11 protein-coding genes are annotated in these 13,166 nt (G+C 46.7%); 4 read left to right on the top strand and 7 right to left on the bottom strand.

What is annotated here, in order from left to right:
* Positions 1-95: 95 nt before the first annotated feature.
* Both L5M40_RS12005 and L5M40_RS12000 read left to right on the top strand, forming a co-directional pair.
* A complete protein-coding gene (locus tag L5M40_RS12005) occupies positions 96-980 on the top strand; it encodes a DsbA family protein (protein ID WP_198572442.1) in 885 nt (294 codons plus the stop codon).
* A 25-nt stretch (positions 981-1,005) separates the two neighbouring features.
* The gene (locus tag L5M40_RS12000; protein WP_263162522.1) at positions 1,006-1,530 is read left to right on the top strand and encodes a protein disulfide oxidoreductase; all 525 of its coding nucleotides are present in this window, start codon (positions 1,006-1,008) and stop codon (positions 1,528-1,530) included.
* 110 nt (positions 1,531-1,640) lie between these two features.
* On the opposite strand, the gene cyoE is transcribed toward L5M40_RS12000, so the two are convergent.
* The 6 genes from cyoE to L5M40_RS11970 form a co-directional block, all read right to left on the bottom strand.
* Positions 1,641-2,573, bottom strand: coding sequence for a heme o synthase (gene cyoE / locus L5M40_RS11995; protein WP_259524424.1), 933 nt, complete (start codon positions 2,571-2,573; stop codon positions 1,641-1,643).
* Between the two features lie 13 nt (positions 2,574-2,586).
* Positions 2,587-2,928, bottom strand: a complete 342-nt coding sequence (gene cyoD / locus L5M40_RS11990; protein ID WP_263162517.1) for a cytochrome o ubiquinol oxidase subunit IV — start codon at positions 2,926-2,928, stop codon at positions 2,587-2,589.
* Complete coding sequence (gene cyoC / locus L5M40_RS11985; RefSeq protein WP_263256695.1) at positions 2,928-3,548, bottom strand: cytochrome o ubiquinol oxidase subunit III; 621 nt, start codon at positions 3,546-3,548, stop codon at positions 2,928-2,930. The genes cyoD and cyoC overlap by 1 nt, the downstream gene beginning before the upstream one ends.
* A gap of 1 nt (position 3,549) precedes the next feature.
* Positions 3,550-5,529 (bottom strand): cytochrome o ubiquinol oxidase subunit I, encoded by a 1,980-nt coding sequence (gene cyoB / locus L5M40_RS11980; protein ID WP_173248333.1) that lies wholly within the window; start codon positions 5,527-5,529, stop codon positions 3,550-3,552.
* A 2-nt stretch (positions 5,530-5,531) separates the two neighbouring features.
* Positions 5,532-6,635: a ubiquinol oxidase subunit II gene (gene cyoA / locus L5M40_RS11975; protein ID WP_263141412.1), complete on the bottom strand. Its 1,104-nt coding sequence runs from the start codon at positions 6,633-6,635 to the stop codon at positions 5,532-5,534.
* Positions 6,636-6,824: 189 nt separating this feature from the next.
* A complete protein-coding gene (locus L5M40_RS11970) occupies positions 6,825-7,214 on the bottom strand; it encodes a hypothetical protein (protein ID WP_317629673.1) in 390 nt (129 codons plus the stop codon).
* Positions 7,215-7,829: 615 nt separating this feature from the next.
* On the opposite strand from L5M40_RS11970, the gene L5M40_RS11965 reads away from it, so the two are divergent.
* A complete protein-coding gene (locus L5M40_RS11965) occupies positions 7,830-11,477 on the top strand; it encodes an EAL domain-containing protein (protein ID WP_263256693.1) in 3,648 nt (1,215 codons plus the stop codon).
* Between the two features lie 97 nt (positions 11,478-11,574).
* A complete protein-coding gene (locus L5M40_RS11960; RefSeq protein WP_131525512.1) occupies positions 11,575-12,051 on the top strand; it encodes a cytoplasmic protein in 477 nt (158 codons plus the stop codon).
* A 24-nt stretch (positions 12,052-12,075) separates the two neighbouring features.
* Here the strand turns inward: L5M40_RS11960 and L5M40_RS11955 are convergent, their stop codons facing one another.
* Positions 12,076-13,140 (bottom strand): sulfate/molybdate ABC transporter ATP-binding protein, encoded by a 1,065-nt coding sequence (locus L5M40_RS11955; protein WP_263176891.1) that lies wholly within the window; start codon positions 13,138-13,140, stop codon positions 12,076-12,078.
* Positions 13,141-13,166: the final 26 nt, after the last annotated feature.

The raw sequence follows: 13,166 nt of genomic DNA, 5'->3' as shown, positions 1-13,166 counted from the left end.
TATCACTGGCGAGTCTCATTCAATAGCGAGTCGAGTGGCACTCAACAAATACTCAGGTCAGGGATAACTCTGACTTAAGACAATGGAAATCGATTATGAAACAGACAATTGAAGCACAAAACATCACTGAATCAATGCAGAATACTCAAGTCATCGGAGGCACTAAGATGTCGAAATTTAGCTCTTTATTCAAACATCGCAAGTTGCAGATGTTTGCTGTCTCGGGTGTCGCCATGGCAATGCTGGTGGTTTCCTTGCCTTCGGTGAGCACCATGGCCTATGCCAAAGACAGCAGTTTATCGGCGGCCCAGCAGCAAGAGGTGCGAGCGATTCTTAAAGATGCCTTGATCAATGATCCTGACCTAATGAGAGAAGCAATTATTGCGTGGCAAGCAAGGGAGCAAGAGGGGGCCAATACAGCCATGCAAACGAGCCTAGTGACCCATCATAAAGCCATGTATGAGACCAAAAGCGATCCGTGGAAGGGCTCTGCGACACCTGAGATTGAGATGGTGTATTTCACCGATTTTAACTGCCCATACTGCAAGAAAATCGAGCCTTCGCTGAACCAGCTGATTGAAGAATTTCCGCAGTTAAAAATCATAGTTAAAATGGTGCCGCTGCAGGGCGAAGGCTCCAAAATGGCAGTCGATTTTGCCCAAACGGTTTGGTTAAACGAGCCTGAAAAGTATCTCAAGGTGAAGGATATGTTGATGTCGAGTCCGCGTGGACTCGATGCCGCCGCCATCGCTAAGGTCGCTAAACTGACGGCAACCGAGCGTTGGGTTGGCAACACAGATGAGCGCGTGGCTAAAATGGTCGATGACAATGTTAATTTAATGAATGAGTTAGGCATAGGTGGCACTCCAAGTATGATAGTGGCCGATACGCTTATTCCTGGATTAGTGCCTTACGAAGTGTTAAAAGAGCAGCTTGAAGCCGCGATTGCCGCTAAAGATAAGACGCAGAAGAGCAGTTAAGATGCCGCCAAAGGAAACTGAAAATATGAGCGCCGAACAGGTTTCGACATCTTTATCTAAACGCATATTGGGCTGGATTAAGCAGCTGGCACTTTGGCTGCTCATTGCTCTTATCGTGACCAGCGTGATGGACATCTGGCGCGGCAAAGATATCCCGCGGGATAATTTGCCGCAGCTCCAAGGGACGACTTTGGCTGGGGAAGCGCTTGATATTGCCAAGTTAAGCCAAGATCAGGCGGTATTGGTATACTTTTGGGGCACTTGGTGCCCTGTGTGTAATTTTGTCAGCCCGGCAGTCAATCAAATGTCGGCCTATTACCCTGTGGTGACGGTTGCCATGAATTCGGGGGAGGATGAGAAACTGAGAAAATATCTTCAGCATCAAGGCTATGGCTTTGACACTATTAATGATAGTGACAGCAAGATTGCCCGTGATTGGTCATTGCAGGCGACGCCAACCATTATGATCTTTAAAGAGGGTGAGCTAAAACACTATACGACAGGCTTTACTAGCCTACCCGGTATGTGGTGGCGAATGATGTTCACTTAGACGTGATGCTTCAAGGGCTGTTTTAGGAGAGAAAAAAGCGCTAATCTTGGTTAGCGCTTTTGTATTATCAACTTATTTCAGGTCTAGACAACTAGCTGAAAGCTTAGGATTTACTTCACTAAAGTGAGTAGTGGTGCCTGACTCACAACTTGGAAGTCGAGCGCCATAGTCACACTGAGCGCCGTAATAGTGATGATTGAAAAACCAAACACTTGGCGAGCCCAGCGTTGCATGTCGACGCCGTGGCGATAACCTTTTAATGCCATGGCAAGCCACCACAGGCTGGTTGCGCAGGTGACCGCCATAAAGGCGATACCTGTGTAACCCGCGAGTGGCAACAGCGCACTGACTAAGGCGAACACGGCAATATAAAGCACGATATGCAGTTTTGCTTTGGTCATGCCTTCTGCAACCGGTAGCACAGGAATATTGGCTGCCGCATAGTCATTAAAACGGAAAATCGCGATGGCATAGGAATGTGGCATCTGCCATAGGCTGAACATCAACAGCAAAATAGCCGCGCCCATGTCCATTTGCCCTGTCACACTGCAATAGCCAACCACGGGCGGTACTGCGCCCGAGAAGCTGCCAACTAAAGTGCCATACACTGAGTTACGTTTCATGTAGAGGCTATAAACCCCCACATAAACGATGTAACCAATAACGGCAAATAGCAGGGCTAATGCATTGGTAAACAAGGCTAAGATGCTAAAGCCTAACACACCTAAGGCGAGTCCAAACGCGAGTACGTTACCCACGGCAATTTCGCCCGTGACAGTGACGCGTTTGCAGGTGCGCTGCATCTTGGCGTCGATATCACGGTCAATACAGTTATTGATTGCGCAACCCGAGGCTACGACCAAGGACAATCCCACTAAGCTCGCCAGCATCAAGACCAAATTTACGTCGCCTTTGGCGGCTAATAAAAAACCGCCAGCAACGGAAATCAGATTCCCGAAAATGATGCCAGGCTTAGTGACCTGCACATACCCTTTGAAGCGTGCTTTCCATTGCGGTGACATAAATCTGTCTTGTGTTTGCATAGACTGTTTCTCGTTACATCATCAAAGCGTTGGCTTCGAGTATGATCCACACCGACAAGCCGACGACCATGACAATAATCAGGGCGGTAAACAGGAAGGAGAAGGTATTCACTTTGCCTTCTTTCGAGAAATCTAAGTGCAAGAAGTACTTAAGATGTACCACTATCTGCACTATCGCCATCACTAGCACTAAGCTAAGGGTGGTCGCTTTCTCGAAGTGATGGGTCATTACGGCCCAAAATGGAATGGCGGTTAATATCACTGACAGCACAAAGCCCATTAGATATGACTTAATGCTCGCGGCCAGATCGTCAGTGCCATGGCTATGCTTATCAGTATGACTATGTGCGCTCATTACAGTGCTCCCAATAAATACACGACCGTGAATACACAAATCCACACTATGTCGAGGAAATGCCAGAACAGGCTTAAGCAGCTCAGGCGGGTGATGCTGCGATGACCTAAACCGTTTTTCGCCACTTCAATCATCATGATCGCCATCCAAATCAGACCTGCGGTCACGTGCAAACCGTGCATACCGACAAGGGTGAAGAAGGACGACAGGAAAGCGCTGCGCTGCGGGCCATTGCCATGTTCAATCAGGTGATGGAACTCATAGACTTCCATCCCGATAAACACACAACCGAGGGCGAAGGTCACGAGTAACCAAGCCAAGGTCGCGGCTTTGTTGTGGCGCTTAGCAAAAATTAGCGCCATGCCATAGGTAATACTACTAACGAGCAGGGCGGCAGTTTCGATCAGCACAAAGTCCAATTCGAAAATGTCTTTACCCGAAACGCCACCGTCCGTGTTCATGTAGAGCACAGCATAGGTTGCGAAAACCGAGGCAAACAAAATGCAGTCGGTCATCAGGTAAATCCAAAAACCAAACAGAGTGTTGCCACTCGTATCATGGTGTTCTTGATGATCTTCTGCGTGAGCTACTTCTAAATCTGCTGGGATTGCAATACTCATATCAGCCCCTTACTACATTGTTTAAGTGGGCATTTTCAATGCGGGCCACTTCATCGGGTTGCACGTAATAGTCGACGTCATTGTTATAGGCTCGGAATAAGAACACGATAAACGCGCCCACTAAGCCCACAATGGCTAACCACAGAATGTGCCAAATAGCGGCAAAACCAGCTGCAGTGATCCCCAGCGCCATTAAGATACCGCTTGAGGTATTTTTCGGCATATGGATTGGCTGATAGTGTTTGAGGCCTTGATAAGCCAAGCCTTTTTCTTTCGCATCGGTAAAGGCATCGATATCAGCAACCTGTGGCAGCTTAGCGAAGTTATAGAACTGGGGTGGTGAAGCGGTTGACCACTCTAAAGTATGGCCATTCCATGGATCGCCCGTGGTATCGCGGTTTTGGTCGCGGTCACGGATACTCACGTAGAGTTGGATAAACTGCAGAATGATACCGACCATGATGATGCAAGCACCCACGGCGGCTAAGTAGATCCACAGGTTCCATGCTGGGTTATCCGTATGACTAATTCGGCGCGTCATACCCATAAAGCCCAATACGTACAGCGGCATAAAGGCTACATAGAAACCGATTTGCCAGCACCAGAATGACGCTTTACCTAAACGCTCATTCAAGTGGAAACCTGTCGCTTTAGGGAACCAGTAAGCAAAGCCTGCTAAGTAACCAAATACCGCACCACCAATAATAGTGTTATGGAAATGCGCGATTAAAAACAAACTGTTATGTAGAACGTAATCGGCTCCTGGTAAGGCTAATAGCACACCTGTCATACCGCCTATGGTGAAAGTCACCATAAAGCCTAGCGTCCACAACACAGGTACAGTTAACCGTAGGCGGCCACGGTAGATAGTGAACAACCAGTTAAACAGTTTTACCCCGGTTGGAACGGCAATCACCATAGTCATCACCCCGAAGAAGGCGTTGACGTTGGCACTTGAGCCCATAGTGAAGAAGTGGTGTAACCAAACGATGAAACCTAAAATTGAAATCGCACCGCTCGCCCACACCATAGAGGTGTAACCAAACAAACGCTTAGCCGTAAAGGTTGAGATCACCTCGGAGAAAATACCAAAAGCAGGCAAAATCAGGATGTAAACTTCAGGATGTCCCCACGCCCAAAATAGGTTGATATACATCATGGCGTTACCGCCACCGTCATTGGTGAAAAAGTGGAAATCCATATAACGGTCGAGCGTTAACATGGCTAACACGGCGGTTAATATTGGGAACGACGCTACGATCAAAATGTTCGCCCAAGTACAAGTCCAAGTGAAGATTGGCATTTGCATCAGCTTCATGCCTGGGGCACGCATCTTCAGTACGGTGGCGATAAAGTTCACCCCGGTTAAGGTCGTCCCTATGCCTGAAATTTGCAGTGCCCAGATATAGTAATCGACTCCAACCCCCGGACTGTAAGCCAGTTCTGAGAGGGGGGGATACGCCACCCAACCTGTCTTAGCAAATTCACCTAAACCCAATGAAATATTGATCAGCACAGCGCCAGAGGCGGTCAGCCAGAAACTGAGGTTATTCAAGAAGGGGAAGGCAACGTCGCGTGCGCCAATCTGCAGCGGCACTACTAAGTTCATTAGACCTATCATAAATGGCATCGCCATAAAGATAATCATGATCACGCCGTGGGCGGTGAAGATCTGGTCGTAGTGTTCTGGCGGCAGATAACCTGCGGCGCCGTTGGTGGCGAGTGCTTGCTGGGTACGCATCATAATGGCATCGGAGAAGCCACGAATGAGCATCACTAAAGCCAACACTATGTACATGATACCGAGGCGTTTATGGTCAACTGAGGTTAACCAATTATTCCAGAGTACACTCCATTTTTTGTGTTTAGTGATCAAGGCTGCGATATACAAACCTACCACAGCGACGACCGCTAGGGTCACCATGATGATGGGCTCGTGATACGGAATCGCATCTAAGCTTAATTTACCGAGAAATGACATGATTACTCCGCCTCCACTTTATGAGTGGATGAGTGCTCTAAGGATGAAGGTTCTGTGGATGAGTCTTGTGTTAATGACGGTACAGAAGGTGTTGAGCTATCCATGTCGGCCATGTTCTGTGTATTTTCCATCGCGTGCTCGCCTGCCATATGTGCCATGTCGTGCATACCTTTCATGTCTGCCATGTCAGATGTGTGCTCAGTGCCCATGTGTTCCATGCCTGCGTGCATGTCCATTCCTTCGTGACCTTTCATGCCCTCATGTGAGTCCATGTGCATGTATTGCATCACGATTTGGTCAAACATCCCTTTGCTCACTGAGCCAAAGTATTCAACTGGATTGTATTCACTCGGTTTAGCCAGTGTGGCATAGGCCGCTGAGTCCAATGTCTTGCCCTGTTGTTTTAACTTGGCTACCCATGCCTCGAAGTCGGCAGGTGTTTGAGTGGCAATCGCTTTAAACTTCATGCCCGCAAATCCGGCGCCGCTGTAGTTAGCCGAGATACCGTCGAAGGTGCCGGGCTCGTTAGCGATCAAATGCAACTTAGTGGTCATGCCCGCCATAGAATAAATCTGGCTGCCTAACTGAGGGATGAAGAAGGAGTTCATCGCAGTGTCAGAGGTGATCTTAAAGTTCACCGGCACATTGGCTGGGAACGCCAACTCATTGACCGATGCCACGCCTTGTTCTGGATAAATGAATAACCATTTCCAGTCCAGCGACACTACTTCAACCGTGACGGGTTTCGCTTCGTGTTCTAAAGGCTTGTATGGATCAAGATCATGGGTCGAACCCCAAGTGATCACACCTAGCACTATCACGATCACAATCGGCACTATCCACACTACGGTTTCAATCGCCGTTGAGTGTGCCCATTTAGGCGCATAGATTTCCTGATCACGGCCATCGCGGTATTTCCACGCGAAGTACAATGTCATGGCAATCACAGGGATAACGACAATGAGCATGAGTAGGGTGGCGACGATAATCAGGTGTTTTTCATCGATACCGATTTGGCCCTTAGGGTCCAATACTCCGCCATCACAACCCGCGAGCATGAGTGCTACTGCCGCGATTGCTGCTTTACTTAATTTTCGAATTAACAAAGGAAGATTCCTCTAACCCTAAGATTTACAACTCTGCCAAGCGTGAACCGGCAGTCGCACTAAGCGGCGTTATCTGAGCGCAAATCCTGAGACCCAAGAGGCATGACACAACAATGTGCCGCCATTCCGAGGTAAATCTAAGATCCGCTTTCAGCGCTTAATGCTTAATTTTAATTTAAAAACAGAGGGTTAAAATGGCGGCGCGCGACAACCGTGGGCGGTATGTTCGAGGGATTTTAGCCTTGGGGGTGCTAAAAAAAGTGAAGCGTTAGTTAAATCGAGATGATTGAAAAATTTGAAGCAGCAGTCGATTAAATGCCATAACTGCAGAATAACGAGGGGGTTGAGCAATAATAGGCTGAGCAGACTGGCGCCGATAAACTCGACTAAAAAGCCATTGCTGAGGCTGATTAATTCACTAATATCGACACAACCGCCGATCAACACGGATAAAACGTTAGCAATAGGCAGCACAAACAATAACCCGAAAAACAGGGTTAGATTTGTCATGCTAAAGGTTGAAAGCCGAATAGTTAGGTTCAATCTTTCAACAATGAATTGGCTAAGAGCTAATTTCAATTAATGAGTCCGGCTGAACGGGAAAAGGAGTCAGTTGGCAGAACAAAAAATATTCAGCATGTAACTTTTTTATGCGGCAGGAGGATACCAAGAAGCGGCTATTGAATGAAAGCGGATCCCCGTAGTAAAAGGGCTTAAGTATTAAAAAAACCTTAATTAAAACTAAATTGGATCGTTAGCTTTACAAAATTAACAGTATTTAAACTGATTTTGTTCTCATAAAATAAAAAATTGTGAAGCTTCTCATTTATTCATTTTGGCTAAAGTTGATTTGCTCGTGGCGTCATTGAGTTGATTATAGCCCCTATAAACATGTTAGCTTTACCCGCAAAAAGACTAAGCTTAACTTCTATGGCGGGGCTAATGTTGCCGGTAGTTGTCTTGATGGGTTAGCTTGTTTGTCGCAAGATTGGGCTCGCTAAGTTTGGCTGTGTGATTAAGTGCATTTGAGATCGGCATCCCAAATAAAAACATCACGTTAAATGAGTGATTGTGTCAGTCATTTACGCTATTTACATTAGATAAACCGATTATTAAACTGTGAACTTATCTCGCCCCTGATATGTGCTTGAGATTGAGCCTGTGAGTAGGGCATGATGCTTCTCAATTCTCGAAGTGCGTCAGCATGAAGGACTACACATAAAGTCATTTATCCCATACCTTAAGGTAAACATTTTCATCGCCTTAGCTTACGTTATTGTAGGTAAAATTGGTTTGATGATTGCTTTGCCGCCTGGATATTCTGCTGCAATTTGGCCTGCCGCAGGTATTGCTATTGCCGCTTGTGTTTTATGGAAAGAATATGCGCCTTGGATTGGCGTGTTCATTGGTTCTTTGTTGATTAATCTCAACATTAGCGGACATATCCATTGGGGGTGGTTGCCCTTTGCGATTTCAATTGGCTCATCTATACAGGCAGTGCTTTCTGCCTATGTTCTTGGGCGGGTCGATCATTTATTCACCCTAGACAATCCTAACGCCGTCATTAAATCCTGCTTGAGTTTAGCTTTAACTTGTACAGTAGCGACTGTTTTTGGCAATTTCTCCTTAGTGATTAACGGTACGATTCCACAGTCCGATTTACTGGGTAGTTTAATAAATTGGTGGACTGGGGATTTGCTCGGTGCCGTGATTTTTATCCCTCTGACTATGTTGCTATTTGATAAGCGAGTTATTTGGCGTTCTCGCCGCATTCAGACGGGTGTGCCTTTGCTGGTGGGCTTTTTATTCTGCGTGGGGATTTATTACTACTCAGATATGAATCAGCGCCAACAGTTACGGGATAAGTTTCTGGTTCAATCTAATGCAATTATTAGCAATATTGAAAGTTTTCAAGATGCTAACCTCCAACAAATTGTTGCCTTAGCAAGCTTGTTCGATAATAGCGAGCAGGTTTCTGAGGATGAGTTTGTACAGTTTGGCAAACGCAATATGTTGATGAAGGATGGCTTTAGAGCTTGGTCTTGGTCACCGCTTGTGGCGGCAGCCGATCAGCAAAGTTTTGAGGCATCCATTCGTTCTGTGGTTGGTGGTTCCTACAAAGTGACTCGTCCCGAAGGCTGGCAGGCGAATACTGATGGTTGGCTAGTCCCTGTGATGTATATTCAGCCGCAGATAGGTAACGAAGCGGCCTTGGGATTAGATCTCAATAGTGAGCCGACGCGAGCCGCAGCCATAGCAAAAGTGCGTGCGACGTTAGCACCAGTGATGACAGCCAAGATTCAACTAGCACAAGATCCCAATGGCCCTGGTGGCACCTTACTCATTGCTCCTGCTTTTGACAGATTGGGTAAGATCTCAGGGTTTTGTTCTGCCGTAATTGATTTGCAAGGCATTATTGATGATGTTGATAGTGTAAAAGGGTTGCAGTGGCAACTTACAGATATGAGTGCGGGCGGTACCTTACTTTATAGCAATACTCGAAAATCGTTTCCCGAATTTAGCAGTAAGCTCTTCAGCGATAAAACTGGGCAGTATTTTCAGGCAAACCTGATGTTAGCGGATCGTCATTGGCATATAGTGATTTATCAATCCTATGCGGTGCTGATGGGCGATACTTTTAGCTTATCGCTACTGATGCTGCTGCTCGCCTTTATCACTTGTGCGGTCGTGGGCGGTATGACACTGGTTTCCTCCGGCGAGCGCCAACGTATTGCCGAAAAAGTGACAGAAAAAACCATGGCATTGTCGAAGGAAATTGCCCGCCGTCAGGCTTTTCAAGCTACCTTGGTCGAAAGTGAGCAAAAATATCGAAACCTATTTGATAAGGCCCCTGTGGGGCATGTGCTTAAACGTTTAGATGATGGTCAATTTGTGGCGATTAACCCCGCCTTTCAAGCGATTACGGGTTATTCACTCGATGAGCTTAATCAACTTGATCCTTGGGATCTTACCCCAAAGCGTTATCAATTAAGTGAAACTGAGCAATTAGAGCGCTTAAAGCAGACGCGCCGTTATGGTCCCTATCAGAAGCATTATTTACATAGAAATGGCCAATTAGTGGCGGTGCGCCTTAACGGGGCTTTAGTTACAGGTGCTAATGGTGAACAGCTTATTTTGTTTATCGTCGAAGATATTACCGAGCAGGAGCGTACCGTTGCGCGGGTAAATCTCTTGGCGCAAGTATTTCAGCAGAGTGGTGAAGGCATCACGATTATGGATGCCAACGATATCATTGTGGATGTGAATAGCGCATTTTCTCAGATCACGGGTTATTCCCGAGAGGACATTATTGGTAAAAACTGCCGTTTTATAGAGGCTGAACGAACGGATAAAAGTATCGATTCTCAAGTCCGTGCTGCCCTCGAACAAACGGGTTTCTGGCAAGGTGAAGTCTGGGATAGGCATAAACAAGGCTACGATTTCCCGAAATGGTTGATGATGTCTGTGGTGCGGGATGATTCTGGTGCCGTGAGTCACTATATTGGCAGCTTTACCGATATCAGTGAGCGTAAAGTCAGTGAGGAACGCATTCATTTCCTTGCCCATCATGACTCTTTGACCTTATTGCCTAATCGACTGAGCTTGCAGTCGCGCCTCGAAGTGGTGTTTAAGGATGCTCTGGTATCCCACAGCCAAATAGCGGTAATGTTCATCGACATGGACCACTTTAAAAATATCAACGATACCTTGGGCCATCATGTGGGCGATCAACTGCTGCTAGAGGTGGCCCGACGTTTGAAATACATCGTTGGTGATAATGATACTGTGGCGCGTTTGGGGGGCGATGAGTTTGTGGTTGCCTTGTCCGATACGAACCATGATGAAGTGGCCAGTTTAGCCGAGGCGCTGCGCAGTGGTTTGAGTCAAACCTATGTGATTAATAATCAAGCATTACATTCATCGCCAAGTATAGGGATCAGTTTATTCCCCAATGATGGTGACAGTGTTGAAGCCTTGATGAAAAATGCCGATATGGCCATGTACCGCGCAAAAGCGGCTGGACGCAATAACTATCAATTCTTTACTGCGGCAATGAACACCTTGATCACTGAGCGCCAGCATATTGAAACTGGCCTAAGGCAAGTGTTAGCAAACGACGAATTACGACTTCATTATCAGCCACAAATTGATATTAGAAGCGGGCAAGTGGTCAGTGTCGAAGCGCTTGTGCGCTGGCAGCATCCCGAATTTGGCATGATAGCGCCTGACCGTTTTATTCCCATTGCCGAAGAGATCGACATGATCATCCCAATTGGCCAATGGGTGTTAGAAACGGCGATGGCGCAACTTGCTGTCTGGCGCGCAGCGGGTGCCACTGAGTTGCGAATGGCAGTGAATCTGTCAGCACATCAACTCCGTAAGGATACGATAGTCGCCGATATTACCAATGTGCTGGTGAAGCATAAGTTGGGCAAAGGCGCACTGGAGCTGGAGATTACCGAGAGTGTGACGATGCAATATCCTGAGCAGAATGCGCGCCTATTAGCGGAATTGCGCCAACATGGTATCGAGCTCGCCATCGATGATTTTGGTACAGGATATTCCTCTTTATCCTATTTGAAACTCTTGCCCTTAGACAGGTTAAAGCTTGACCGATCCTTTGTGAAGGATATTGAGACCGACCCGAACGATGCAGCCATTAGCGCTGCAACTATTTCTATGTCCCATGAATTAGGGTTAACTGTGGTCGCTGAAGGGGTTGAAAATGAGGCGCAATTGGTATTATTGTCGAGCATGGGGTGCGACTTAGTGCAAGGGTTTTACTTTAGTAAACCCTTAGCGGCAGAAGAGTGCTTCCGCTTTATCCAGCGTAATTTATAACGGCAGAGTGTTGTTGTTTTTCTAATGCTGGCGCAGAGTTGGACTATACTTGAGTTCGCATTATGCATGCATTAATCAAAATACTAAGGATGGTTTTATGCAAGTCATCTTCACTAAAGGTACTCAGCGTTATGGCCAGTTGCGCTGTGTGCGCATGGACGGTAGTGCGACCCAAACCCAAATGCCAGAACAAGGTATAGCACCTCACGATATGATCCACTATGTGGTTGAAAAACGCCTGCATATTCAAGGCGCTTTCTTCTCGCAGATCAGAGCTGGCGCCGATATCAGCTTTACCTTAGAGCATAATGAAACCTCCCGCGGCATCGCTGATAAAACGGAGGTGTGGCAAACCGAATCCATAGTTGAGACCCTGCAGTCGTTACTGTGGTCGGGTGAAACGCCAACCTATGACGGCTTTATTTATCTGTTAGAGCAAGCCTGTAGCAGTCGAGACTTAGCAGTTCCTACTGTTAACCAAACAGATTTTGATCATATTCTCAATGAGATTATGGATTTGAGTGTTGAGTGGCAGGGAATGGGTGAAGGTCAGTCCTTGACCTTGAAGTTCTGATCTATTGATTAGGGCGGTGAGTGGCTAAATGCCTTCCCCTAAAAAGACTTTGGTATAGCGTGGCTGGATCCAAGCGCTATCACCTTTGTTTATGCCAAGCTGTTTAAATTGCACTTTAGATAATTCAACATGGATCAGTTGGTTATCTAGCTCAGTTAGGACTTCTAATCTCACTGCAGGGCCAACTATGGTCACTAAGTCTAAACTGACTTTAAGGGCATTTTCAGTTGGTTGTGTCAGTACCTCGATTTCGTGTGGGCGCACATAGGCTAAGCCTTGTTGCTCTTCGTTAATCGTGTGCTCAGGTGAGGGAATGTGAATATTGCCTATAGTGCTATGCCCTTGTTTTACTCGGGCATGAAATAGGTTCACATTGCCAAGAAACTCGTACACAAAAGGATTGCTTGGATTATCATAGACTTCTTCTGGCGTACCTTGCTGCTCGATACGCCCTTGATTCATCACCACGATTTTGTCTGCGACTTCGAGTGCTTCTTCCTGATCATGGGTCACAAATACGGTAGTGACATTAATCTCATCGTGTAAGCGTCTTAACCAGCGGCGTAATTCTGCGCGCACTTTTGCATCGAGCGCGCCAAAGGGTTCGTCTAACAATAGAACCTTAGGTTCGACCGCAAGCGCGCGGGCGAGTGCGATGCGTTGCCTTTGACCGCCTGAAAGTTGTGATGGATAGCGATTAGCAGTCCAATCTAATTGGACGAGTTTGAGTAATGAATGCACCTTATCGGCAATTTCTGCTTTAGTCGGACGTGTCTTTCGTGGTCTGACTGTGAGTCCATAGGCGACATTTTCGAATACAGTCATATGTTTAAACAGGGCGTAATGCTGGAATACAAAACCGACACCGCGTTCACTCACATGCTGTGTGGTGATGTCTTCGCCATTAAATCTGACTATGCCACTGTCGGCCTGTTCGAGTCCGGCAATAATCCTGAGTAAAGTTGTTTTGCCTGAGCCGGATGGACCTAAAAGGGCTGTCAGCTCTCCGGTTTTGATCTCTAAATTGACCGAGTCCACGGCAACAAAATCACTAAAACGCTTATTAACTTGTTGAATGTGTATGCTCATAATGCTCTGTTCCCAAGGACGTTGCG

The sequence above is a fragment of the Shewanella sp. SM68 genome, assembly GCF_025653925.1.
Taxonomy (GTDB): Bacteria; Pseudomonadota; Gammaproteobacteria; order Enterobacterales; family Shewanellaceae; genus Shewanella; species Shewanella oncorhynchi.
Note: the sequence above shows the minus strand (reverse complement) of the source record. Positions and strands in the feature narration are given on the sequence as shown.